The 25,770-nt window shown below is 70.4% G+C and carries 18 protein-coding genes; 15 read left to right on the forward strand and 3 right to left on the reverse strand.

Translation table 11 applies throughout. From position 1 onward, the window contains the following. The first annotated feature begins 31 nt into the window (after positions 1-31). On the forward strand, positions 32-1,318 hold the full coding sequence (clpX, locus tag ACWBNA_RS43830; RefSeq protein ID WP_217239967.1) for an ATP-dependent Clp protease ATP-binding subunit ClpX: 1,287 nt from the start codon (positions 32-34) through the stop codon (positions 1,316-1,318). A gap of 81 nt (positions 1,319-1,399) precedes the next feature. Here clpX and ACWBNA_RS43835 read toward each other — a convergent pair whose 3' ends face one another. Beyond that, positions 1,400-2,413 carry a hypothetical protein gene (locus ACWBNA_RS43835; RefSeq protein WP_482710208.1) on the reverse strand — a complete coding sequence of 338 codons (1,014 nt, stop codon included), beginning with the start codon at positions 2,411-2,413 and terminating at the stop codon, positions 1,400-1,402. Between the two features lie 135 nt (positions 2,414-2,548). Here ACWBNA_RS43835 and ACWBNA_RS43840 point away from each other — a divergent pair, with 135 nt between their 5' ends. The 11 genes from ACWBNA_RS43840 (at position 2,549) to ACWBNA_RS43890 (ending at position 18,525) form a co-directional block, all read left to right on the forward strand. Next, the gene (locus ACWBNA_RS43840) at positions 2,549-5,173 is read left to right on the forward strand and encodes a valine--tRNA ligase (protein WP_482710209.1); all 2,625 of its coding nucleotides are present in this window, start codon (positions 2,549-2,551) and stop codon (positions 5,171-5,173) included. Positions 5,174-5,937: 764 nt separating this feature from the next. Continuing rightward, on the forward strand, positions 5,938-7,392 hold the full coding sequence (gene folC / locus ACWBNA_RS43845; RefSeq protein WP_482710222.1) for a bifunctional tetrahydrofolate synthase/dihydrofolate synthase: 1,455 nt from the start codon (positions 5,938-5,940) through the stop codon (positions 7,390-7,392). A gap of 7 nt (positions 7,393-7,399) precedes the next feature. Next, positions 7,400-7,756, forward strand: a complete 357-nt coding sequence (locus ACWBNA_RS43850) for a DUF4233 domain-containing protein (RefSeq protein WP_482710210.1) — start codon at positions 7,400-7,402, stop codon at positions 7,754-7,756. 66 nt (positions 7,757-7,822) lie between these two features. Continuing rightward, entirely contained in the window at positions 7,823-8,236 is a 414-nt protein-coding gene (gene ndk, locus ACWBNA_RS43855) for a nucleoside-diphosphate kinase (RefSeq protein ID WP_217239962.1), read from the forward strand. 269 nt (positions 8,237-8,505) lie between these two features. Further along, positions 8,506-9,525: a rod shape-determining protein gene (locus ACWBNA_RS43860; protein ID WP_004931372.1), complete on the forward strand. Its 1,020-nt coding sequence runs from the start codon at positions 8,506-8,508 to the stop codon at positions 9,523-9,525. Positions 9,526-9,684: 159 nt separating this feature from the next. Then, entirely contained in the window at positions 9,685-10,635 is a 951-nt protein-coding gene (gene mreC, locus ACWBNA_RS43865) for a rod shape-determining protein MreC (RefSeq protein ID WP_482710211.1), read from the forward strand. A gap of 12 nt (positions 10,636-10,647) precedes the next feature. Then, positions 10,648-11,328 carry a rod shape-determining protein MreD gene (mreD, locus tag ACWBNA_RS43870; protein WP_482710212.1) on the forward strand — a complete coding sequence of 227 codons (681 nt, stop codon included), beginning with the start codon at positions 10,648-10,650 and terminating at the stop codon, positions 11,326-11,328. Positions 11,329-11,472: 144 nt separating this feature from the next. Continuing rightward, positions 11,473-13,719, forward strand: a complete 2,247-nt coding sequence (gene mrdA, locus ACWBNA_RS43875) for a penicillin-binding protein 2 (protein WP_482710213.1) — start codon at positions 11,473-11,475, stop codon at positions 13,717-13,719. Continuing rightward, positions 13,716-14,915, forward strand: coding sequence for a rod shape-determining protein RodA (gene rodA, locus ACWBNA_RS43880; protein WP_482710214.1), 1,200 nt, complete (start codon positions 13,716-13,718; stop codon positions 14,913-14,915). The genes mrdA and rodA overlap by 4 nt, the downstream gene beginning before the upstream one ends. Before the next feature lie 56 nt (positions 14,916-14,971). Continuing rightward, positions 14,972-16,471: a CYTH and CHAD domain-containing protein gene (locus ACWBNA_RS43885; RefSeq protein ID WP_482710215.1), complete on the forward strand. Its 1,500-nt coding sequence runs from the start codon at positions 14,972-14,974 to the stop codon at positions 16,469-16,471. An 89-nt stretch (positions 16,472-16,560) separates the two neighbouring features. Next, positions 16,561-18,525 (forward strand): TIGR03960 family B12-binding radical SAM protein, encoded by a 1,965-nt coding sequence (locus ACWBNA_RS43890; protein WP_482710216.1) that lies wholly within the window; start codon positions 16,561-16,563, stop codon positions 18,523-18,525. Between the two features lie 22 nt (positions 18,526-18,547). Here ACWBNA_RS43890 and ACWBNA_RS43895 read toward each other — a convergent pair whose 3' ends face one another. Both ACWBNA_RS43895 and ACWBNA_RS43900 read right to left on the reverse strand, forming a co-directional pair. Next, positions 18,548-19,258: a DUF899 domain-containing protein gene (locus tag ACWBNA_RS43895; protein WP_482710217.1), complete on the reverse strand. Its 711-nt coding sequence runs from the start codon at positions 19,256-19,258 to the stop codon at positions 18,548-18,550. 206 nt (positions 19,259-19,464) lie between these two features. After that, positions 19,465-20,049: a TerD family protein gene (locus tag ACWBNA_RS43900; protein ID WP_482710218.1), complete on the reverse strand. Its 585-nt coding sequence runs from the start codon at positions 20,047-20,049 to the stop codon at positions 19,465-19,467. Between the two features lie 140 nt (positions 20,050-20,189). Here ACWBNA_RS43900 and ACWBNA_RS43905 point away from each other — a divergent pair, with 140 nt between their 5' ends. From ACWBNA_RS43905 to ACWBNA_RS43915, 3 genes are all read left to right on the forward strand, one after another. Further along, positions 20,190-21,359, forward strand: coding sequence for a hypothetical protein (locus ACWBNA_RS43905; protein ID WP_482710219.1), 1,170 nt, complete (start codon positions 20,190-20,192; stop codon positions 21,357-21,359). 48 nt (positions 21,360-21,407) lie between these two features. Then, complete coding sequence (locus ACWBNA_RS43910) at positions 21,408-22,187, forward strand: TIGR03936 family radical SAM-associated protein (RefSeq protein ID WP_482710220.1); 780 nt, start codon at positions 21,408-21,410, stop codon at positions 22,185-22,187. A gap of 247 nt (positions 22,188-22,434) precedes the next feature. Further along, positions 22,435-25,770: Rne/Rng family ribonuclease (locus ACWBNA_RS43915; RefSeq protein WP_482710221.1), on the forward strand; the 3,336-nt coding region annotated here is incomplete at its 3' end.

A 25,770-nucleotide genomic window follows, 5' to 3' on the forward strand; every position in this document is an offset into this window, starting at 1 on the left:
AGGCGTCTCCCAGGCGAAGGGGAAGCACACCGTGGCACGCATCGGTGACGGCGGCGATCTGCTCAAGTGCTCGTTCTGCGGCAAGAGCCAGAAGCAGGTCAAGAAGCTCATCGCAGGGCCCGGTGTCTACATCTGCGACGAGTGCATCGATCTCTGCAACGAGATCATCGAGGAAGAGCTGGCCGAGACCAGCGAGGTCCGCTGGGAGGAACTTCCCAAGCCCCGCGAGATCTACGAGTTCCTCGAGGGGTACGTCGTCGGCCAGGAACCGGCCAAGAAGGCCCTCTCGGTCGCGGTGTACAACCACTACAAGCGGGTCCAGGCCGGCGAGAACGGCGGCGCCCAAGGCCGCGACGACGCCATCGAGTTGGCGAAGTCCAACATCCTCCTGCTGGGCCCCACGGGCTCCGGCAAGACCCTCCTCGCCCAGACCCTCGCCCGCATGCTGAACGTCCCCTTCGCGATCGCCGACGCAACGGCCCTCACCGAGGCGGGATACGTCGGCGAGGACGTCGAGAACATCCTGCTCAAGCTGATCCAGGCGGCCGACTACGACGTCAAGAAGGCCGAGACCGGGATCATCTACATCGACGAGATCGACAAGGTCGCACGTAAGAGCGAAAACCCGTCGATCACCCGCGATGTCAGCGGCGAGGGCGTGCAGCAGGCCCTGTTGAAGATCCTGGAGGGCACCACCGCCTCGGTCCCGCCCCAGGGCGGCCGCAAGCACCCCCACCAGGAGTTCATCCAGATCGACACGACGAACGTGCTGTTCATCGTGGGCGGCGCCTTCGCGGGCCTGGAGAAGCTCATCGAGTCCCGGGCCGGCGCCAAGGGCATCGGCTTCGGCGCGACGATCCGCTCCAAGCGCGAGCTGGAGGCCAAGGACCAGTTCGAGTCCGTCATGCCCGAGGACCTGGTCAAGTTCGGCATGATCCCCGAGTTCATCGGCCGGCTCCCGGTCATCACCTCGGTCCACAACCTCGACCGCGAGGCCCTCCTCCAGATCCTGGTCGAGCCGCGCAACGCGCTCGTCAAGCAGTACGAGCGCCTCTTCGAACTCGACGGTGTGGAGCTGGACTTCGAGCGCGAGGCCCTGGAGGCCATCGCCGACCAGGCCATCCTGCGCCAGACCGGCGCGCGCGGCCTGCGCGCCATCATGGAGGAAGTCCTCCAGGGCGTGATGTACGAGATCCCGTCCCGCAAGGACGTGGCCCGGGTCGTCATCACGGCGGACGTCGTCCACTCGAACGTGAACCCGACGCTGATCCCGCGGGACGCGCGCGGCCGGGGTCCGGGCGAGCAGAAGACGGCGTAGCGGCACGGACGTACGGACACCGAGGGGCCCCGGTCAGCAGACCGGGGCCCCTTCGTCGTTGTGCCGTCGCGTCGTCCGGCGTCAGGCCTTGACGCGGATCTCCCCGCGGATCTTCTTCGTCAGGTCGATCGCGACGTCCTTGGTGGTGCTCTTGGTGTTGTCACCGGGGGAGACCATGGCGACCGTGCTGTAGTCCGACCAGACGCAGAACCAGTCGGTCGACTCCTTTTTGGTCAGGCCGTTGGTGCTCTTCGCCGACTGGCACTTCATGAGCGCCCCGTCGAGGTCGGCCTCCTCGGGCTGGCCGATCAGCTCGGCGCCGCCGCCGGAGGAGGAGTTGGAGGCGTTGTCCGTGAACTCCTTAGTGATGGCGGCGAAGTACTTGTCCAGTGCGGCCTCGGGGTCCGCGATCTTGCCGTAACCGCCCACGACCGTGACGCCCTTGGCGACCAGCAGCTCGGACTGAGGCGGCAGCGTGGTCGGGTCGCTCGGGTCGTAACCGCTGAAGTCGGCCGTGGAGTACTGCAGGACGACGGCCTTGCCGTCCTTCATGCCGCTCGCTTCGAGGTACTTGGTGGTGTCCGCGTCCTTGACCTCGCCGCTCTCGCCGACCCGCTTGTACTCGCCGGCCACGGTCGCCGGATTGTCCAGCTTGTGCGGGCCGTCGTCCTCCAGGCCGCCCCCGCCCGCGCCGACGACGAAGTACGCCCCCACGCCGATCGCGGCCACGACGGCCACGGCGGCGATGATGATGCCGGTCTTCTTCTTGCCGCCACCGGCGGCCGGCTGCTGCGGCACCCCGTACGGGGCCTGCCCGTAGGGCGGCTGCTGACCGTACGGCTGCTGCGGCTGTTGGCCGTAAGGAGCCTGCTGGCCGTAGGGCTGCTGCGGAGGGACGCCCTGCGGGGGCTGCTGCGGCTGGCCGTAGCCCGGCTGGGCGGGCGGGGCCTGCTGGGGGTAGCCGTAGCCGGGCTGGGCGGGCGGAGCCTGGGGCGGCTGGCCGTAGGGACCCGGCTGGCCGTAGGGGCCGGGCTGACCGTACGGTCCAGGCTGTTGGGGCTGCCCGCCGTACGGGCCCGGCTGGTTGTGGCTCATTTCTGGGTTCCCCTCCAGATGCTTATGTGTCCCTGACATCCTGGCGTAGCCACAGCGCAGGCAGGGCATCGGGGGCCTACCGTTACAGAGGAATCCCGTTTCGGGACTGCCCCGTGACACCCCTAAACTGAGCGCGTGACCGAGAACGCTCAGCAGCAGCCACCAGAGCCCGCCATCGAACTGCCGACCCAGTACGCGCCGGCCGATGTAGAGGGGCCGCTGTACGAGCGCTGGGTGGAGCGGGGTTACTTCGAGGCGGACGCGAAGAGTGACAAGCCTCCGTACACCATCGTCATCCCGCCGCCGAACGTCACGGGCAGCCTCCACCTCGGCCACGCCTTCGAGCACACGCTCATCGACGCGCTGACCCGCCGAAAGCGGATGCAGGGCTACGAGACGCTGTGGCAGCCCGGCATGGACCACGCCGGCATCGCCACGCAGAATGTGGTCGAGCGGGAGCTGGGCAAGGAGGGCAAGTCCCGGCACGACCTGGGCCGTGAGGCCTTCGTCGAGCGCGTCTGGCAGTGGAAGGCCGAGTCCGGCGGACAGATCTCCGGTCAGATGCGCCGCCTCGGCGACGGCGTCGCCTGGACCCGTGAGCGTTTCACCATGGACGAGGGCCTCTCGCAGGCCGTTCAGACCATCTTCAAGCGGCTCTACGACGACGAGTTGATCTACCGCGCCGAGCGCATCATCAACTGGTGCCCGCGCTGCCTGACCGCCATCTCGGACATCGAGGTGGAGTACCAGGACGACGACGGCGAACTGGTCTCCATGAAGTACGGCGACGGGGACGAGACGATCGTCGTCGCCACCACCCGTGCCGAGACCATGCTCGGTGACACGGCGGTCGCCGTCCACCCCGACGACGAGCGGTACAAGCACCTGGTCGGCAAGCTCATCAAGCTGCCGCTGACGGAGCGTTCCATCCCGGTCGTCGCCGACGAGCACGTCGACCCCGAGTTCGGTACGGGTGCCGTCAAGGTCACCCCGGCCCACGACCCGAACGACTTCGAGATCGGCCAGCGCCACGACCTGCCCGCCATCACGATCATGGACGAGCACGCCGTCATCACCGCGCACGGCCCCTTCCAGGGCCTGGACCGGCTGGAGGCCCGCTCCGCCATCGTCGCCGCCCTGCGCGCCGAGGGCCGGATCGTCGCCGAGAAGCGGCCCTACGTCCACTCGGTCGGCCACTGCTCGCGCTGCAAGACCACCATCGAGCCGCGCCTGTCCATGCAGTGGTGGGTCAAGGTCGGCCCGCTCGCGAAGGCGGCCGGTGACGCCGTCCGGGACGGACGCGTCAAGATCCATCCGCAGGAGATGGAGAAGCGGTACTTCGACTGGGTCGACAACCTCCACGACTGGTGCATCTCGCGGCAGTTGTGGTGGGGCCACCGGATTCCCGTCTGGTACGGGCCGAACGGCGAAGTCGTCTGCGTCGGCCCCGACGACGAGGCTCCGACCGGCGAGGGCTGGCGTCAGGACACCGACGTCCTCGACACCTGGTTCTCCTCCGGCCTGTGGCCGTTCTCGACCCTCGGCTGGCCCGAACAGACCGAATCGCTCGCGAAGTTCTACCCGAACTCCGTCCTGGTCACGGGCTACGACATCCTCTTCTTCTGGGTCGCCCGGATGATGATGTTCGGGCTGTACGCGATGGACGGCACCCCGCCGTTCCACACCATCGCCCTGCACGGCATGGTCCGGGACCAGTTCGGCAAGAAGATGTCGAAGTCCTTCGGCAACGCGGTCAACCCGCTCGACTGGATGGACAAGTACGGCAGCGACGCCCTCCGGTTCACCCTCGCCCGTGGCGCGAACCCCGGTGTCGACGTCCCGATCGGCGAGGACTGGGTCCAGGGCTCCCGCAACTTCGCCAACAAGATCTGGAACGCGACGCGCTTCGCGCTGATGAACGGCGCGACGGTGGAAGGCCCGCTGCCGGAGCCTTCGGCGATGTCGGCGACCGATCGGTGGATCCTGTCCCGGCTCAACTCCGTTGTCGCCGAGGTCGACGCGTTCTACGAGGACTACCAGTTCGCGAAGCTCTCCGACGCGCTGTTCCACTTCGCGTGGGACGAGGTGTTCGACTGGTACGTCGAGCTGTCGAAGACCACCTTCCAGGCGGGCGGCGAGGCGGCCGAGGCCTCCAAGCGGGTCCTCGGTGAGGTCCTGGACGTCACGCTGCGCCTGCTGCACCCGGTCGTCCCCTTCGTCACGGAGACGCTGTGGACCACGCTGACCGGTGGCGAGTCCCTCGTCATCGCCGAGTGGCCCGCGGACAGCGGCTTCCGTGACACGGGTGCCGAGAAGGAGATCGAGACCCTCCAGTCCGTCATCACCGAGGTCCGCCGCTTCCGCGCCGACCAGGGCCTGCAGCCCGGTCAGCGCGTCCCGGCCCGCCTGTCCCTCGACGGCACGGCGCTCGCCCCGCACGAGGCGGCCATCCGGCAACTGCTGCGGCTCCAGCCGGAGGGCGACGCCTTCACCGCCACGGCGACGCTGCCGGTCGGCGGTGCCGAGGTGGCGCTCGACCTGTCCGGCACGATCGACGTGGCGGCCGAGCGGAAGCGGCTGGCGAAGGACCTCGCCGCCGCGGAGAAGGAGAAGGCCCAGGCGAACGCGAAGCTCGGCAACGAGGCGTTCCTGGCGAAGGCTCCGGACCACGTGGTGGAGAAGATCCGGGCGCGGCTGGCGAAGGCGGACGAGGACATCGCACGGATCGCCGCGCAGCTGGACCGGCTGCCGCAGGTGTAGGCGGTTGGCGTACGTCGGCGAAGGCCCCTGGAGCTGGTTGGCTCCGGGGGCCTTCGGCTGCCGTGGGGTGGGTCGCGCGGCCCGGCGCTGACGGGGTGCCGCTGCGCCCACCCGTGCCGCCCCAGCGGCACGACTGCCCGCAGCTGTGCGTGCTCGGTGCCCGGCGGGTGCCGCTGCGTCACCCGTGCCGCTCCGGCGGCACGACTGCCCGCAGCTGTGCGTGCTCGGTGCCCGGCGGGTGCCGCTGCGTCACCCGTGCCGCTCCGGCGGCACGACTGCCCGCAGCTGTGCGTGCTCGGTGCCCGGCGGGTGCCGCTGCGTCACCCGTGCCGCTCCGGCGGCACGACTGCCCGCAGCTGTGCGTGCTCGGTGCCCGGCGGGTGCCGCTGCGTCACCCGTGCCGCTCCGGCGGCACGACTGCCCGCAGCTGTGCGTGCTCGGTGCCCGGCGGGTGCCGCTGCGTCACCCGTGCCGCTCCGGCGGCACGACTGCCCGCCGCGGCGCGGCAGCCGGCGGTGAGGGGGCACCTCTTGGCCGACCGAGTCGGGTGGTGGGTGGGCGTGGGCCGGGGGTCTGGGGGCGGAGCCCCCAAAGGCGGTGGCCGGCCCTGGGCGCGGAGCCCCCAAAGGCGGTGGCCGCCGCGGACCCGCGGGCACCCGTGGACCCGCACCCACCCCCGGCCTCCGTAGACTGGTCCCGTGAGTGAGCAGCCCCCGTACGACGACAGCGAGCAGCCCGGCCCGATCGGCGGCTTCGACGAGATCATGGCGGCCGAGACCGAGCGGGACCCGGATCTCGCGGTGATCGAGGCCGGCAGCCGTACCCTGCGCACGCAGGGCGGTCCGCCGGAGGCCGACGTGCCCGCGCGCCCGGCGGACCCCGAGGTCGACAAGGCTCTGAGGGAAGTCGAGGCGGAGCTCGCCACCCGCTGGGGCGAGACCAAGCTGGAGCCCTCCGTCAGCCGGATCTCCGCGCTGATGGACCTGCTGGGGGAGCCGCAGCGGTCGTACCCCTCCATCCACATCACCGGCACCAACGGCAAGACCTCCACCGCCCGCATGATCGAGGCCCTGCTGGGCGCCTTCGAGTTGCGGACCGGCAGGTACACGAGCCCTCACGTGCAGTCGATCACCGAGCGGATCAGCCTGGACGGGGCGCCGATCTCCGCCGAGCGGTTCATCGAGACGTACGAGGACATCAAGCCGTACGTCGAGATGGTCGACGCGCAGCAGGAGTACCGGCTGTCCTTCTTCGAGGTGCTCACGGGGATGGCGTACGCCGCCTTCGCGGACGCTCCGGTCGACGTCGCCGTGGTGGAGGTGGGCATGGGCGGGTCCTGGGACGCCACGAACGTCATCGACGGGGACGTCGCCGTCGTCACTCCCATCGACCTCGACCACACGGACCGGCTCGGTGAGACGCCCGCGGCGATCGCCACCGAGAAGGCCGGCATCGTCAAGCAGGACGCGGCGGTGATCCTGGCGCAGCAGCCGGTCGACGCCGCGCAGGTGCTGCTGAGGAAGGCCGTGGAGGTGGATGCGACGGTGGCCCGCGAGGGGCTCGAGTTCGGGGTGGTGGCGCGGCAGGTCGCCGTCGGCGGGCAGTTGCTCACCCTGCGCGGGCTCGGCGGGGAGTACCCCGAGGTCTACCTGCCGTTGCACGGCCCCTACCAGGCCCACAACGCGGCGGTCGCGCTCGCCGCCGTCGAGGCGTTCTTCGGCGTCGGTTCGCAGCGGCCGGAGCCGCTCGACGCCGACACCGTCCGCAAGGCGTTCGCGTCCGTGGCCTCGCCGGGCCGGATGGAGGTCGTACGGCGGTCACCGACCGTCGTCCTGGACGCGGCGCACAATCCGGCGGGCGCCCGGGCCACGGCCGAGGCGGTCGGGGAGGCGTTCGACTTCAGCCGGCTGATCGGGGTCGTCGGGGCGAGCGGGGACAAGAACGTCCGCGGGCTGCTCGAGGCCTTCGAGCCGCTCTTCGCCGAGGTCGTCGTCACCCAGAACGCCAGCCACCGCGCGATGGACGTGGACGAGCTCGCCGCGATCGCCGTCGAGGTGTTCGGCGACGAGCGGGTGCAGGTCGAGCCGCGGCTGCCGGACGCCCTGGAGGCCGCGGTCACGCTGGCCGAGGAGGAGGGCGAGTTCGCGGGCGGCGGTGTGCTCGTCACCGGTTCCGTCATCACCGTGGGCGAGGCCCGGCTGTTGCTGGGGAAGGGCTGAGACCGGCATGCGTACGCTCTGTGCATCGACCCTGATCGGCGAGGTCTTCATCATCGGCTTCGCCGGGTTGGTCGCGATGAAGGATCCCGACCTGTCCACGACGACGGTGTGGACGGTCAGCGGCGTCGCCATGTTCCTGTGCCTGGTGCTGTGCGGCATGGTGACCCGCACCGGCGGGGTCGCTCTCGGCTGGGCCCTCCAGATCGCCCTGATCGCCTCAGGTGTCGTCGTCCCGACGATGTTCTTCCTCGGGGCGATCTTCGCGGCCCTGTGGTGGGCGTCCGTGCACTACGGACGGAAGATCGACGAGGCGAAGGCGAGATTCGCCGCTCAGGCGGGTTCCTCTACACCTGACGCTGCGTGACAAGGGGTCGGACACGCCCTGTAACCTCAGCATCCCGCACCATCCTTGACCCGAAGGAGCCCCGTAGTGAGCCAGCGCACCCTCGTCCTCCTCAAGCCCGACGCCGTTCGTCGTGGCCTGACCGGCGAGATCATCAGCCGTATCGAGCGCAAGGCCGGCTGGCAGATCACCGCGCTGGAACTGCGCACCCTGGACCACGACACGCTGGAGCAGCACTACGGCGAGCACAAGGGCAAGCCCTTCTACGAGCCGCTGGTGGAGTTCATGGCCTCGGGTCCGGTCGTGGCGCTGATCGTCGAGGGTGACCGGGTCATCGAGGGGGTGCGGGCGCTGGCCGGTCCGACCGACCCGATCGCCGCCGCCCCGGGCTCGATCCGCGGTGACTACGGCGTGATCGTGCGGGAGAACCTCATCCACGCCTCCGACTCCGAGGAGTCCGCCGAACGTGAGGTGAAGATCTTCTTCCCCGGCCGCGCGTAGCGCCTGCGTCGGCCGAGTGAGAGTCTGGGGGCTTTTGTCCCCGGACTTTCTGGCATATGCGTGGCGATCGAGGGAACGAGTCCCCCCGAACGCCCGTCTCCACAAGCGAACCCACACGGCATCTGCTGACAATGGCGGAGACCCTCACGCAGTGTTCGCGAAGGCGCGTCTACGATGGAAGCCTTCACGTCACCGCACCCACCTTCGCCGACCTGAAAAGCCCTCAAAAAGCTCCTGGGAAGGCCAGTCGAATCCTGATGGGGAACTCAATGTCGTTCATCGGCCGTGACATGGCTGTCGACCTCGGGACCGCCAACACGCTGGTGTACGTCAGGGGTCGCGGGATCGTACTCAACGAGCCGTCCGTCGTCGCGATCAACACCAACACCGGTGGCATCCTCGCGGTCGGCGCCGAAGCAAAGAAGATGATCGGGCGCACGCCGGGCAACATCGTTGCCGTCCGTCCGCTGAAGGACGGCGTGATCGCCGACTTCGAGATCACCGAGCGGATGCTCCGTTACTTCATCCTGAAGATCCACAAGCGGCGGTATCTGGCTCGTCCGCGGGTCGTCGTCTGTGTGCCCTCGGGCATCACGGGGGTCGAGCGCCGCGCCGTCATCGAGGCGTCCTCCCAGGCCGGTGCCCGTCAGGTGCACATCATCGAGGAGCCGATGGCGGCCGCCATCGGGTCCGGCCTGCCGGTCCACGAGGCCACGGGCAACATGGTGGTGGACATCGGCGGCGGCACCACGGAGGTCGCGGTCATCTCCCTCGGCGGCATCGTCACCGCCCAGTCCATCCGGGTGGCGGGCGACGAGCTGGACAACGCGATCATCCAGCACATCAAGAAGGAGTACTCGCTCCTCCTCGGTGAGCGGACGGCCGAACAGATCAAGATCACGATCGGTTCGGCGTACGACCTCGACGCTGACGAGCACACCGAAATCCGCGGCCGGGACCTCGTCTCCGGGCTGCCCAAGACCGTCGTCATCTCGGCCGCCGAAGTCCGCAAGGCGATCGAGGAGCCCGTCAACGCGATCGTGGACGCCGTCAAGACGACCCTGGACAAGTGCCCGCCGGAGCTGTCCGGCGACATCATGGACCGCGGAATCGTCCTGACCGGTGGCGGCGCGCTGCTCCGCGGCCTCGACGAGCGACTGCGGCGCGAGACCGGCATGCCGATCCACATCGCCGAGGACCCGCTGGACAGCGTGGCGCTCGGTTCCGGGAAGTGCGTCGAGGAATTCGAGGCGTTGCAGCAGGTGCTGGACGCCCAGCCGCGCAGATGACGTAACTCTTCGATTCCGCCGTACGGGATGATCTCCTCTCGTACGGCGGATCGTTGGTATCGAGGCATAAGCTCGCCCATATGCATCAACACGCCCCGTAAGTGACGACACGTAAACATTGCACTCGCATTCCTATGAGGAAGGGCACGGCCGCCGCACGTGAGGGACACACGAGAGAGCCGGCTGCTCCTGGTGCTGCTGGTCGCCGTCGCGTTCGCGCTGATCACGGTGGACATCCGCGGTGGGGAGGATTCACCGGTCGACGGTGCCCGACAAGGCGCGGCCACGGTGTTCGGCCCGATCGAGGACGGGGTGTCGGCCGCGGTCGACCCGGTCGGCAACGCCGTATCGGCCATCCGTGACTCGGGCGAGCGGCACGACCGGCTCGCCGAGCTGGAGAAGGAGAACGCGGCCCTCGAGGCGAGGCTCGGCAGCGACGACCGCAGCCGCAGCCGCCTGGCCCAGCTCGACAAGATGCTGAAGCTCTCGGGCGCCGGCCAGTACGGCATCAAGGGTGCCCAGGTCATCGCCATAGGCGCGGCCCAGGGCTTCTCCTGGACCATCACCATCGACGTCGGCGCCGACGACGGCATCCGGCGCGACATGACCGTTCTCAACGGGGACGGGCTGGTCGGGCGCGTGACGACCGTCGGCCCCAACACCGCCACCGTGCTCCTCGCCAACGACCCCGACTTCACTGTCGGCACCCGTGTGGAGGCCGGCGACGAACTCGGCTTCGCCTCCGGGCAGGGCGACCGCCCGCTGCGCGTCGAACTCCTCAACGGCAAGGCCGAGATCAAGAAGGGCGACCGCCTGGTCACCTTCGGCTCGCAGGCCGACAAGCCCTTCGTGCCCGGCGTGCCGGTCGGCGTGGTCTCCCGCGTCGATCCCTCCGCCGGCGACCTCACCCGCACCCTCTACGTCACGCCGTACGTCAGCTTCACCAAGCTCGACATCGTCGGTGTCGTCGTCCAGGCCCCGAAGAAGGATCCGCGCGACACGGTGCTGCCCGCCAAGCCCAAGCCGACCCCCACGCCGACCGTGACGGTGACCGTCACCCCGTCCGCGGGCGCGCCGGTCGACGGCCAGATCCAGCAAGAAGAGCAGTAGGAGCTGTAACCCATGCGCGTCAACCGGATCCTGCTGTCCACTTCCCTGGTCGTCGTCGCCCTGGTCCTCCAGGTGAGCGTCCTGGCCCGCCTCCACCTGCCGGGCGCCGTCCCCGACCTGCTGCTCCTCACCGTCCTGGGCCTGGCCATGGTGTACGGCCATGTCGGCGGCGCCCTCGTCGGGTTCGGCGCGGGCCTCCTCGCCGACCTCGCCCCGCCCGCCGACCACGCGGCCGGCCGCTACGCCCTCGTGCTGTGCGTCATCGGCTACCTCGCGGGCCTGGCGAAACCGGACAACGGCCGGCTGAAGTCGGCCACCGGCCCCATGCTCGTCGTGGTCGCCGCCGCCGTCGGCACCACCCTGCTGTACGCAGGTGTCGGCGCCCTCGTCGGCGACACCGCGGCCCGCCATGTCGGCCTCGGCAGCCTGCTGTTCACGGCCGCCCTGTACGACCTGCTGCTCGCCCCGTTCGTCGTCCCCGGCATCATGGCGCTGGCCCGGCGCGCCGAGAACGACCCCCTCGCCGAGACCAGCTCAACCGTCAAGGCCACCGACATCTCCACCGGCTGGCTCTCCTCGGGCACGGGCCTGCGGATCGGGGGACAGCGCAACGGACTCGGCGGACTGAAGGTGAAGGCCGCCCGGGCCCGCACGGCGCGCGCCGGCCGCATCAAGGGGGTCAAGCGGCTGTGAGAACGGGGGAGTCGGCCGTGGTACGGAGGCAAGGGCTCACAGGTCCGTCGTATATGACACATACACACACCGAGAGGGGGAGGCAGCCGCAGTGACCGCCCACCCGTCGCCCGCCACCGCCCTTCCGACGAATGGGCCGCGCCCATGACCAACATTCCCGAGACCGGCCGCACCCCACGGGTCCAGATCCGGCTCGTCGTCATCCAGATCCTCGTCCTCTCCCTGCTCGGCACCCTCGGCGGACGTCTGTGGTACCTCCAGATCCGGGAGGGCGACGAGTACGCCAAGGAGGCGTCCGGCAACCACGTCCAGCAGGTCGTGGAGCCCGCCGTACGCGGTTCGATCCTCGACGCGCGCGGAGTGCCGCTCGCCGACAACGAGACCCGGCTGGTGGTCTCCGCCTCCCGCACGGACCTGCTGAAGATGAAGGACGACGGCAAGGCCGTCCTCACCAAGCTGGCCGGCGTGCTGGGCATGAAGCCCCAGGAGGTCATGGAGAAGGTCCGGCTGTGCGACTCCAAGACGCCGCAGCCCTGCTGGAACGGCTCGCCGTACCAGCCGATCCCCATCACCGACGAGGCCACCGCCAAGCAGGCCCTGCAGATCCGTGAGCGCGCCGAGGACTTTCCCGGCATCACCGCCGAGCCGGAGGCCGTGCGCCGCTACGCCGCCCCCGGCAAGGCCAACACCGCCCAGGTCCTCGGCTACCTCTCGCCCGTCACCGACGAGGAGATCACCAAGGCCCAGGACACCGACTCGCCGTACCTGCGGTCCGACCAGGTCGGCCGCTCGGGCCTGGAGCGCGAGTACGACAAGGAGCTGCGCGGCAAGGCGGGCGTCACCCGCTACGAGGTCGACAACCTCGGCCGCGTCATCGGCGAGGCCGAGGCCGACCCCGCCCAGCCCGGCTCCTCCCTCGTCACCAGCATCGACGCCCGCGTACAGCGGGTCGCGGAGTACGAGCTGAACGACGCCATGAAAGAGGCCCGCAAGACCTACGACAAGAACACCGGCGAGAACTACAAGGCGGACTCCGGCGCCGTCGTGGTGATGGAGTCCAAGACCGGCCGCGTGGTCGCCATGGCCTCCAACCCGACATACGACCCGAACGCCTGGGTCGGCGGCATCTCCGCCAAGGACTACACCCAGCTCACCGGCAAGAAGTCCAACTACCCGCTGCTGAACCGCGCGATCCAGGGGCAGTCCGCTCCCGGCTCCGTGTTCAAGGTCATCCCGACGGCCGCCGCGGTCAACGCCGGCTACTCCTTCGACGGCCCCTACCAGTGCTCCAGCTCGTACTCGATCGGCGGCCAGGTCTTCAAGAACTTCGAGTCCAAGGGGTACGGCCCGATCAGCCTCGGCCGCGCCCTGGAGGTCTCCTGCGACACCGTCTTCTACCGCCTCTCGCACCAGGAGTGGCAGAAGGACGGCGGCAACAAGCCGAAGAAGAACGCCCACGACTGGTTCTACAAGACCGCCCACCAGTTCGGCCTCGGCAAGGAGACCGGCATCGACCTCCCCAACGAGGTCACCGGCCGCGTCCCCGACCGCCAGTGGAAGCTGGACTACTGGAAGGCCAACAAGGACTCCTGGTGCAAGTACGGCAAGAAGGGCGGCACGTACGCCGAGCAGATCGCGTACGAGAACTGCCTGGAGGGCAACAGGCTGCGCGCCGGTGACTCCGTCAACTACTCGATCGGCCAGGGCGACACCCTCGTCACCCCGATCCAGATGGCGACGATCTACGGGGCCATCTCCAACGGCGGCACCCTCTACGACCCGACCGTCGGCAAGGCGATCGTCAGCCCCGACGGCAGGACCGTCCAGGAGATCGAGCCGAAGGCGCACGGCAAGCTGCCGATGACGCGGAAGACCCTCAGCGAGATAGACGGTGCCCTCGAAGGAGTCGCGACCCGCGGTACCGCCGCCTGGCGGTTCGGCGGCTGGCCGCAGGACAAGATCCCGATGCACGCCAAGACGGGTACGGCCGAGGTCTACGGCAAGCAGACCACCTCGTGGTTCACCACGTACACCAAGGACTACACGGTCGTCATGACGATCTCCCAGGGTGGTACGGGCTCCGGCGCCTCCGGCCCCGCCGTGCGCAAGATCTACAACGCGCTGTACGGCGTTGCCGACGACGGCACCATCAACCCGAAGAACGCACTGCTGCCGACCCCGCAGAAGAGCCTGCCGAAGGTCCAGACCGACGGGACGATCAAGTCCCCGAAGGTCGGCAAGGACCCGGCGAAGGACCAGCGGGTGAGCCAGGGGGGCGAGGCCGAGCCGGACGCGACACAGCTGGCGGCGACCGTGAACACGCCGACCACCGGTAACCGGAACACCCGGCGCCGGCCGCGCAGAAGGGGAAGCCGGAGGATGCCCGCATGACCGGCGCCAACACCTTCCAGGTCTCCGGCTACGGGCCGGAACGGGCGGGCTGGACCCGCCTGTTCGCCCGTGACTCGCTGGCCCGCCGGCTGGACTGGCCGATACTGCTGGCGGCGCTGGCCCTCTCGGGCATCGGCTCGATCCTCGTCTTCTCGGCGACCCGCAACCGCACCGAGATCAACCAGGGCGACCCGTACTACTTCCTGATCCGGCACCTCATGAACACCGGCATCGGGTTCGCCCTGATGCTCGGCACGGTGTGGCTCGGCCACCGCACGCTGCGCACGGCCGTGCCGCTCCTGTACGGCATCTCGGTGTTCCTGATCCTGATGGTGCTCACGCCGCTCGGCACGACGGTCAACGGCGCCCACTCCTGGATCGTCCTCGGCGGCGGCTTCTCGCTCCAGCCCTCCGAGTTCGTGAAGATCACGATCATCCTCGGCATGGCGATGCTGCTGGCCGCCCGGGTGGACGCGGGCGACAAGGCCCACCCCGACCACCGCACCGTGCTCCAAGCGCTCGGACTGGCCGCCGTACCGATGCTGATCGTGATGCTGATGCCCGACCTCGGGTCGGTCATGGTCATGGTCATCATCGTGCTGGGCGTGCTGCTCGCCTCCGGCGCCTCGAACCGCTGGGTGTTCGGGCTGCTGGGCGCGGGAGCCGCCGGCGCGATCGCCGTCTGGCAGCTGCACATCCTGGACGAGTACCAGATCGCCCGCTTCGCCGCCTTCGCCAACCCGAGCCTCGACCCCGCCGGCGTCGGCTACAACACCAACCAGGCCCGGATCGCGATCGGTTCGGGCGGTCTGACGGGCTCGGGCCTGTTCCACGGCTCGCAGACCACGGGCCAGTTCGTGCCCGAGCAGCAGACCGACTTCGTGTTCACGGTCGCGGGCGAGGAGCTGGGCTTCCTCGGCGGTGGCCTGATCATCGTCCTGCTGGGTGTGGTGCTGTGGCGGGCCTGCCGCATCGCCCGCGAGACGACCGAGCTGTACGGCACGATCGTCGCCGCCGGCATCGTGGCCTGGTTCGCCTTCCAGGCCTTCGAGAACATCGGCATGACCCTCGGCATCATGCCGGTCACGGGCCTGCCGCTGCCGTTCGTGTCGTACGGCGGCTCGTCGATGTTCGCGGTGTGGGTCGCGGTGGGGCTGCTGCAGTCGATCCGGGTGCAACGGCCGATGTCGGCGTAGCGGTCGGGCGGGCGGCCCTCTGCCGTACCGCCCCGACTGCGACTAGATTCGGGTTCATGGCGGCCACGAAACGAGAGATCGAGCGCAAGTACGAATCCGACGACAGTGGACTGCCCGACCTCACCGGCGTCGCCGGCGTGGCGACCGTCCTCGACAAGGGCGTCGCGGAACTGGACGCCACCTACTACGACACCCCCGACGAACGCCTCGCCGCGTCCTCGATCACCCTGCGCCGCCGCACCGGCGGCTCCGACGCGGGCTGGCACCTGAAGTTCCCCGTCGCCCCGGGCGTGCGCGACGAGATCCAGGCCCCGCTCTCCGACACCCTCCCCGACGATCTCGCGGGGCTGGTCCGCTCCCGGGTCCGGGACGCCGAGCTGCGGCCCGTGGTGCGCCTCCGCTCGGCCCGTGACGTGCGCGACCTCCTCGACGCCCAGGGGCGGCTGCTCGCCGAGGTCAGCGTGGACGCCGTCCACGCTCAGCGGCTGACCGGGGGCGACGGCGTCGCCCAGTGGACCGAGATCGAGGTGGAACTCGCCGACGGCGCCGACCCCGTCTTCCTGGACAAGGTGGAGAAGCGGCTGCGCAAGGCGGGCGTACGGCCGTCCGCCTCCTCGTCGAAGCTGGCCCGGGCGCTCGCGGAGACGGCGCCCAGGAAGAAGCGCCGGGCCGGCTCGCTCAAGGACCCGGTGACCGCGGGCGACCACGTCCTCGCGTACGTCCGCGCCCAGCGCGACGCGATCGTCGGGCTCGACCCGGCCGTACGCCAGGAGGTCGAGGACTCCGTGCACAGCATGCGCGTCGCCACCCGCCGCATGCGCAGCACCTTCAAGTCGTACGGCACGGTCCTCGACCGGGGCGTCACCGACCCGGTCGGCGAGGAGCTGAAGTGGCTGGCCGGCGAGCTGGGCGTGGACCGGGACCACGAGGTGCTGAGCGAACGCCTGACGGCGGCACTCGACGCGGTGCCCGGCACGCTGGTCTCGGGCCCGGTCGCCGAACGGCTGGGCCGCTGGGCGAGCGCCCAGCACGGGCGCGGCCGGCTGATCGGCGTCCTGGACTCCCGCCGGTACCTCGCCCTGCTCGACGCCCTGGACGCGGTGATCGCCGACCCGCCGCTGCGGGACGCCGCCGGGAAGAAGCCCGGCAAGGTGATCACCAAGGCAGTGAAAAAGGACTTCCGCAAGGTCTCCGAGCTCGTCGAACAGGCGCTGGAGCTGGAGCCCGGCACCGACCGGGACGTCGCCGTGCACGAGGCCCGCAAGAAGACCAAGCGCACCCGCTACGCGGCGGAGGCGGCCCAGCCGGCGCTCGGCAAGCCCGCCCAGGCCCTGGTCAGGTCCATGAAGTCCCTGCAGACCCTGCTCGGCGAGCACCAGGACAGCGTGATGGCCCGCCAGGCCCTGCGCGAGCTGTCCGCGGTGGCGCACGCGGCGGGGGAGAGCGCCTTCACGTACGGCCTGCTCTACGGGCGTGAGGAACAGCGGGCGGCGGCCGTGGAAGCGGAACTGCCCGAGTTCTGGAAGGGGATCAAGAACGGGACGGCGGCCCTCTGAGGCTTCCGGGCGTGCGGGGGGTGCTCGCGGCCGCGTTACGCTAGATGGTCACTCCTGTCAGTTCAGCCCAGCTCACGAAGGTTCGCGACATGCCTGCCGAAGTCGCTGCGTCGGTCTTCCCGCAGCTCGAAGCTCTGCTCCCGCATGTGCAGAAGCCGATCCAGTACGTCGGCGGGGAGCTCAACTCCACCGTCAAGCCGTGGGAGTCGACCGACGTCCGCTGGGCGCTGATGTACCCGGACGCGTACGAGGTCGGCCTGCCCAACCAGGGCGTCATGATCCTCTACGAGGTGCTGAACGAGCAGGAGGGCGTCCTCGCCGAGCGCACCTACAGCGTGTGGCCGGACCTCGAAGCGCTGATGCGGGAGCACGACGTCCCGCAGTTCACGGTGGACAGCCACCGGCCGGTGAAGGCCTTCGACGTGTTCGGGCTGAGCTTCTCCACGGAGCTGGGCTACACCAACATGCTGACGGCGCTGGACCTGGCCGGGATCCCCCTGGAGTCCAGGGACCGGACCATCGACGACCCGATCGTGCTGGCCGGCGGCCACGCCGCCTTCAACCCCGAGCCGATCGCCGACTTCGTCGACGCGGTGATCATCGGCGACGGCGAGCAGGCCGTGCTGGACATGACCCGGATCATCCGGGAGTGGAAGGCCGAGGGGCAGCCCGGGGGCCGCGAGGAGGTCCTGTTCCGCCTCGCGAAGACGGGCTCGGTGTACATCCCGGCCTTCTACGACGTCGAGTACCTCGCGGACGGCCGTATCGCCCGTGTCGTACCGAACAAGTCCGGTGTCCCGTGGCGCGTGTCCAAGCACACGGTGATGGACCTGGACGAGTGGCCCTACCCCAAGCAGCCCCTGGTTCCGCTGGCCGAGACGGTCCACGAGCGGATGTCGGTGGAGATCTTCCGCGGCTGCACCCGCGGCTGCCGCTTCTGCCAGGCCGGCATGATCACGCGCCCGGTGCGTGAGCGGTCGATCACCGGCATCGGCGACATGGTCGAGAAGGGCCTGAAGGCGACGGGCTTCGAGGAGGTCGGCCTCCTGTCCCTGTCCTCGGCGGACCACAGCGAGATCGGCGACATCGCGAAGGGCCTGGCGGACCGGTACGAGGAGGACAAGGTCGGCCTGTCCCTCCCCTCCACCCGTGTCGACGCGTTCAACGTGGACCTGGCGAACGAGCTGACGAGGAACGGCCGCCGCTCCGGCCTGACATTCGCCCCCGAGGGCGGCTCCGAGCGCTTGCGCAAGGTCATCAACAAGATGGTCTCCGAAGAGGACCTGATCCGCACGGTCGCCACCGCGTACGGCAACGGCTGGCGTCAGGTGAAGCTGTACTTCATGTGCGGCCTGCCGACGGAGACCGACGACGACGTGCTCCAGATCGCCGACATGGCGATGAACGTCATCCAGAAGGGCCGCGAGGTCTCCGGCTCGAACGACATCCGCTGCACGGTGTCGATCGGCGGTTTCGTCCCGAAGCCGCACACGCCCTTCCAGTGGGCCCCGCAGCTCTCGGCCGAGGAGACGGACGCCCGCCTGGAGAAGCTCCGCGACCGGATCCGCGGCGACAAGAAGTACGGCCGCTCGATCGGCTTCCGCTACCACGACGGCAAGCCCGGCATCGTCGAGGGTCTGCTGTCGCGAGGCGACCGCCGCATCGGCGCGGTCATCCGCGCGGTCTACGAGGACGGCGGCCGCTTCGACGGCTGGCGCGAGCACTTCTCCTACGACCGTTGGATGAAGTGCGCCGACAAGGCGCTCGCCCCCTTCGGCGTGGACGTCGACTGGTACACGACGCGCGAGCGCACCTACGAGGAGGTCCTCCCCTGGGACCACCTCGACTCGGGCCTCGACAAGGACTGGCTCTGGGAGGACTGGCAGGACTCGCTCGACGAGACCGAGGTCGAGGACTGCCGGTGGACGCCGTGCTTCGACTGCGGCGTGTGCCCGCAGATGGACACGAGCATCCAGATCGGCCCGACGGGCAAGAAGCTGCTGCCTCTTGCCGTCAAGAACGCCGCGCCGGCGCCGAGCGGCCACTCGCACTGAGGGCCGGCCGGGCGCGGTCGGTTCAGCCGCCGGAGCCCGACCCCGGGCCCGAAGGCGAGCCGTAGAGCGCGGCGATGTCCTTGGAGGTCGCCCACCTGCTGTAGGTGGGCGACTGAGGCCAGCCCTCGGGCGAGTCCTGCCACTCCTCCTGGCGTCCGTACGGCAGGACATCGATCAGCGCGAAGGCGTGACCGAGCTGCTCGGTACCCCGGCCGTCGGTGTGCCAGGTGCGATAGACGGTGTCGCCGTCGCGCAGGAACACGTTGACCGCGAATCCTCCGTCGGGCGGCGCGCCGACGTCGGCTCCGAACGAGTTGTTCGCAGTCGAGTACCACGGCATCCGGTTGCCGACCCGCTGCCTGTAGGCGAGTGCCTCCTTGATCGGACCCTGGGTGACGACGACGAATCGCGCGTCGTAGTTCTCGAGGAACTCCAGGCGGGTGTACTGCGAGGTGAACCCCGTGCAGCCCGGGCACTGCCATTCCTTGCCGCCGAACCACATGTGGTGGTAGACGATCAGCTGACTCCTGCCTTCGAAGACATCCGCCAGCCGAACGGGGCCGTCCTCGCCCTCAAGGGTGTAGGCGGGCATCTCGGCCATCGGCATGCGACGGCGCTCGGCGGCGATGGCGTCGAGTTCGCGCGTCGCGGCCTTCTCCCGGGCACGCAGTGCCTCGAGCCGGTGCTCCCAGGTCGCGGTGTCGACGACGGGTGGTAGTGCGTGGGCGCTCATGGTCCCCTCACAGATCTCGTGCGCGGCTTTCCCTTGCGCAGAGGCAGACCCCACGGGGCTCAGGAACTCATCGGACGGCCACTTCGTCTACTTCTGCCGCGGCCGAACCGGAGGTGAACCCGGATGCCGATCTGTCCGGCTTCACCGACGCCCGGCCGCGTCGGTTGCCGCCGGGGTTTCGGGCCGGCGGCAGCCGAGGGGCGCGGTTACTGGTTGGCGGCGAAGCGCATCAGGGCGAGTTGGTCGCCCTGCTTGATCTTTCCCGTCGCGTTGATCACCTGGAGCTTCCACGTGGGGCCGGACCGCACGGCCTTGGCCACGGCGCAGCCGTTGTCCTGGGTGAGCATGCTGGGCCAGATGTCCGCGACCTGCTGAGAGCTGCCGCCGGTCGCGTCGTAGACCTTGAAGCTGATGTTGCGCGCCTTCTGGAAGGAACTGCCCTTCTTGTAGGCGGCGGCGACGAACACGATCGACGTGATGTGGGGCGGGATCTTCGAGAACTCGACCGTGACGGTCTCGTCGTCGCCGTCCCCGTGGCCGGTCTGGTTGTCCCCGCTGTGCAGCAGCGAGCCGTTGCCGATGGGGTCGAGCGAGTCGAGGCCCGCCAGGCGTACCGGGTCGCCGTCGTGCATGGCGATGGCGATCAGGTCGAGGTCGGTGCCGGTCTTCCGGCGGAGCTTGCCCATCACTCCGCCGCTGGCGCCGGCGGTGGGGTCCCAGGACACGCCGATGGTCAGGTGCGTCACCCCGTCCAGGTCCGCGGGGCCGTCTTCCTTCGTGAGCGTAATCATGGGCACATACTGCCTGGGCCTAGGCCGAGACCCCAGAACAGGCCTGCCATGAAGGCGGGCGAGGTGGAGAGTTCGCGGACGAGCGGGGCGGAAAGTCGCCTTTCGGGATCCGGACGGGCAACTGAGGCGTCTACGCCGGTATGGATCTGGAGAAGCCGTCGCCACGGCCGCAGTCGCAGGCGCAGCCACAGCCACAGCACCCCGAGGGGTGTCTCGCCGTCGCGATCCGTATTCCGGTGCGGATCGTCGTACTCGTGCTGGTCGTGCCGGTGCGGATGGTGTGGGACGCGTTCGTCTTCGTGGGGCGGCTGCTGAACGACGTGCTGCTGCGACCGCTCGGGCGGGCGTTGCTCTGGATCGGCCGGGCTCTCTTCGTGTGGCCGTTCGTGGGGCTGTGGCGGTATCTGCTCGTGCCCCTCGCCAAGGCGCTCGGGTGGCTCGGACACCTGCTCGTCATCGTGCCGCTCGGATGGCTGTACCGGTATCTGCTGACGCCGCTCGGGCATGCCCTGGCGTGGACCGCGCGCGGGATCGGGGCCGGTCTGGCGTGGACCGCGCGCGGGATCGGGGCCGGTCTGGTGTGGGTCTACGCGCGCCTGCTGACGCCGGTCGGGCGCGGCGTGATGTGGCTGCTCAGGGGCTTCGGGGCGGTGCTCGCCGCCCTGGCGATCGGCGTCTACCGCGTCGTCGCCTGGCTGGTCCGGTATCTCCTCGTCGTGCCCGCCGTGTGGGTGTACGAGTGGGTTCTCACGCCCGTCGGGCGGGCGATCGCCTGGTGTGCCAGGGGACTCGTGTGGTGCCTGCGCATGATCGTCACCGGGGTCGGGGTGGCCCTCTACTGGATCACCCGGATCCTCCTCGTCCTGCCCGTGCTCGCCCTGTGGCGCTGGATCCTCGTGCCCGCCGGGCACGTCCTCGCCGTCATCGCGCGGGAGATCGGCGCGGCGCTGGGGCACGCCTGGCGGATCGCGGGGTACGTCTCGCTCGCCGTCGGGCGTTTCCTCGGGACCCTCTTCCGGTGGGTCTTCGTGGAGCCTGTGCGCTGGGTGTACCGGAGCGTGCTCACGCCGGTCGGACACGTCGTCCGGGACATGGTGCTGCGGCCCGTCGCCGAGGCCGCGCGCGGTGTGGGGCGGGCCACCCGGCAGGCACTGGCCGCCGCCCGCCAGTCCGCGCGCCAGGCCCGCGCCGACTTCCGTCGGATGGTCTTCGGGGAGCCGAGCCGGCCGCAGGTGGTGGACCGGCGGGAACCTGTGGGCGCCGAGACACGTACTCTTGGTAGTAGTACGACCGCTCTCACGAAGGACTGAACGACACTGGGCAAGCGACAGCCCGAAGGCCCGCCGCCCGCACCCGCGGTGCAGCGCATCCGACTGCGCTACACCAAGCGCGGCCGCCTCCGGTTCACCAGCCACCGTGACTTCCAGCGCGCCTTCGAGCGTGCGCTGCGCCGTGCCGAGGTGCCGATGGCGTACTCGGCGGGGTTCACACCGCACCCGAAGGTGTCGTACGCCAATGCCGCACCCACCGGCACGGGCAGTGAGGCGGAGTTTCTCGAGATCGCGCTCACCGAAGCGCGCGACCCGGACAAGCTCAGGGTTCTGCTCGACGAGTCGCTGCCCGCGGGGCTCGACATCATCGACGCCGTCGAGGCCCGGACCCCCGGGCTCGCCGACCGGCTCACGGCTTCCGTGTGGGAGCTGCGGCTGGACGGGGCGGACCCGACCGAGGTCGAGCGCGCGGTGGCGGCCTTCAACGCCGCCGAGTTCGTCGAGGTCCAGCGCCGGATTAAGAACGGCGTACGGACCTTCGACGCCCGCCCGGCGGTCGCGCACCTCGAAACGCACGGTCCGCAGGCTGATAGGCCGACCGACCAGCCTTGTGCGATACTGCGGCTGGTTGTTCGGCACGTGACGCCTGCCGTACGACCCGACGACGTCCTGTCCGGTCTCCGCGCCGTGGCCGACCTGGCGCCGCCGGTCCCCGCAGCGGTGACCAGGCTGGCGCAGGGGCTGTTCGATGAAGAGACCGGCACGGTGACCGACCCGCTCGCACCCGACCGCGAGGCAGCGGCGGCCCTCTCGACGGCCGCTGCGGCTGCCGCCGCGACGGCGCTGGTGCCGGAAGGTTCCGCGTAGGGACGCACGTCGTAAGCGCCGCCCTGGTACTCGGGAGCCATCTGGGTCGGGCAGCGCACCTACCACAAGACTTTCGCCAGGCCGTACGCATTCGGCGTACGGAACCGGCGAGACAGGACACAGAGAGCTCCCGTGCGGCGCCCGCGCCCCGGACGGCGGCACCGCGCAACGCGCGAGCCGCGGACGTCACCGGCATCATCGCCGGACCAGGCGCGGCGCCCGGGAGCCTGACGGGAGATATGCCCGCATGCTCGAACCGACCGAACCCACCGAGGGTTCCGAACCCAACACCCCCAGCGACACCCTGCCGCCGCGCCGCCGGCGCCGGGCCGCTTCCCGCCCGGCGGGTCCGCCGGTCGCCTCGTCGCAGGCTCCGGAGGAGACCGTCGCACCGGCCGTGGCGGCCGCTGAGGCCGAGGACCTCGTCACCGACGAGGAAGAACTCACCGAAGGCACCGTGACGGCACAGACCGAGGAGGTCGCCGAGGCTGTCGAGAGCCCCGCGGCCGAAGAGGCGGCGCCCGCTCCGCGTACGCGGCGTCGTGCCACGCGTCGGGTGTCCGCACCCGCCGGGGCTTCTGCCGCCTCCGAGGTCGCGGAGACCGTCGTGCCTGTGAGCGCTGCCGGTGACGCCGGCGCGCAGGAGGTCGCCGAGGCTGTCGAGGGCCCCGCGGCCGAAGAGGCGGCGCCCGCGCCCCGTGCACGGCGTCGTGCCACGCGCCGGGTGTCCGCACCCGCCGGGGCTCCTGCTGCCGGTGAGACCACCGAGGTCGCCGAGACCGTCGCGCCCGCCGCTGCCGAGAGCGCCGCGGTCGAGACCGTCGAGGCTTCGGCCGAGGCACCCGCCGCTCGCACCACGCGGCGCCGGGCCACCCGCCGTGCCTCCGCGCCCGCCGGGGCGCCGAAGGCGGACGATGCCGCCGAGACGCTGGAGGCCGCGCAGGCCGTCGAGACGGCCGAGGCCGTCGGCGAGCCGGTGGACCTCCCCACCGACACCGCTGCCGCGCCCGCCGAGCAGCCCGCGACCGACGAGGACGCCGCTCCGCGGCGCTCGCGTCGGCGTGCCACGCGCCGGGTGACCACGCCCGCCGGTACCGACTCCGAGTCGGCCGAGGAGGCCGTGGTGACGAGCACTCCCGAGCCCGAGGTTCCCGCCGCCGAGAGCGAGCGCGCCGAAGCCGCGCAGGCTCCCGCCGACGAGGAGACCGCCGAGGACGCCTCTCCGCGTCGGCGTCGTCGCGTCGCCCGCAAGGCCGCCACCGGCTTTGCCGCGCCCGCGCAGCCGGCCGGCGGCACCGACGACAACGCTCCGCGCCGGCCGTCGCGGCCCGCCGTCGCCGTGTTCCAGGCGCCCGTCTTCGCCGAGCCGCAGTTCCAGACGCCGCAACGGGCCGCTGCCGCGGCGGCTGCCGAGGTCGAGACCGAGGCGGAGCCCGAGGTCCGGCCCGAGGTGGCCGAGGTGGTCGAGGAGACCGCCGAGGAGCAGGGCGGCCGTCGCCGTCGCCGCCGCCGGGGCTCCGCCCCCGCGCAGGAGCCCGAGGTCCAGGCCACGCCGGCCGCCGAGACGGCCGTGGTGGAAGAGCCGGACGAGGCCGAGGAGGCCGACGACTCCGCCGAGGGCGACGAGGCCGAGGAGACCGGTTCGCGCCGTCGTCGCCGCCGGGGCGGCCGCCGCCGTCGCCGCGGCGACCTGGCCGACTCCGAGTCCGGCGACGGCCAGGACGACGGCGACGAGGACGCCGACGAGCAGGCCGCGCAGGACACCGAGGACAGCGCCGAGCAGCACGACGAGGACGCCGAGGACGCGGACGACCGCGAGGACTCCGGCGGCTCCAGCAGCAGCCGTCGCCGTCGGCGTCGTCGCCGGCGTGCCGGTGACTCCTCCCCGGAGGCCGAGCCCACCGACGGCGACCCCGAGCGCACCGTCGTCAAGGTCCGCGAGCCGCGTCCGAAGGCCGAGCCCTCCGACGAGGTGCAGTCCATCAAGGGCTCGACCCGTCTGGAGGCCAAGAAGCAGCGCCGCCGGGAAGGCCGTGAGCAGGGGCGCCGACGCGTTCCGATCATCACCGAGGCGGAGTTCCTGGCCCGCCGCGAGGCCGTCGAGCGGGTGATGGTCGTCCGGCAGTACGGCGACCGTACGCAGATCGGCGTCCTGGAGGACGGCGTGCTCGTCGAGCACTACGTCAACAAGGAGCAGTCGACCTCGTACGTCGGCAACGTCTACCTCGGCAAGGTGCAGAACGTGCTGCCGTCGATGGAGGCCGCCTTCATCGACATCGGCAAGGGCCGCAACGCCGTGCTGTACGCCGGTGAGGTCAACTTCGAGGCGCTGGGCATGGGCAACGGCCCGCGGCGCATCGAGAGCGCGCTGAAGTCCGGGCAGCCGGTGCTCGTCCAGGTGACGAAGGACCCGATCGGTCACAAGGGCGCGCGGCTGACCAGCCAGGTGTCGCTGCCCGGCCGCTACCTCGTGTACGTGCCCGAGGGCTCGATGACCGGCATCAGCCGCAAGCTGCCCGACACCGAGCGGACCCGGCTGAAGACCATCCTCAAGAAGATCGTCCCCGAGGACGCGGGCGTCATCGTGCGCACCGCCGCCGAGGGCGCGAGCGAGGACGAGCTGCGCCGGGACGTCGAGCGGCTGCAGGGGCAGTGGGAGGACATCCAGAAGAAGTCGAAGAACGGCGGCAGCTCGAACGCGCCGACGCTGCTCTACGGCGAGCCGGACATGACCGTCCGGGTCGTCCGCGACATCTTCAACGAGGACTTCACCAAGGTCATCGTGAGTGGTGACGACGCCTGGGAGACCATCCACGGATACGTCTCGCACGTCGCGCCGGATCTCGCCGAGCGGCTGCAGAGGTGGACCAGCGAGGTCGACGTCTTCGCCACGTACCGGATCGACGAGCAGCTCGCCAAGGCGCTGGACCGCAAGGTCTGGCTGCCGAGCGGCGGTTCGCTGGTGATCGACCGGACCGAGGCGATGGTCGTCGTCGACGTCAACACCGGCAAGTTCACCGGTCAGGGCGGCAACCTCGAGGAGACGGTCACCAGGAACAACCTGGAGGCGGCCGAGGAGATCGTGCGTCAGCTCAGGCTGCGCGACCTCGGCGGCATCATCGTCATCGACTTCATCGACATGGTGCTGGAGTCCAACCGGGACCTGGTGCTGCGGCGCCTGCTCGAGTGCCTGGGCCGCGACCGTACGAAGCACCAGGTCGCCGAGGTCACCTCGCTGGGCCTGGTCCAGATGACCCGCAAGCGGGTGGGCCAGGGGCTGCTGGAGTCGTTCTCCGAGACCTGCGTCCACTGCAACGGCCGTGGCGTCATCGTCCACATGGAGCAGCCGACCTCCGCCGGAGGCGGCGGCAAGCGCCGCAAGCGCGGGCGCGGCGGTGACGGGCAGATCCACGAGCACGAGCACGAGGCGGCCGTGGACACCGCGGAGGCCCTGGAGGAGACCGAGGACGAGGTGGCCGCCGAGGTCGCCGAGCCCCTCGCGCTGGCCGAGCCGGACTTCGAGCCGGACGAGGAGCTGTACAGCAGCGTCGCCGAGGCCGAGGCCGCGGCCGGCCGGGGCCGT

It is taken from the genome of Streptomyces sp. Q2, from assembly GCF_056820935.1.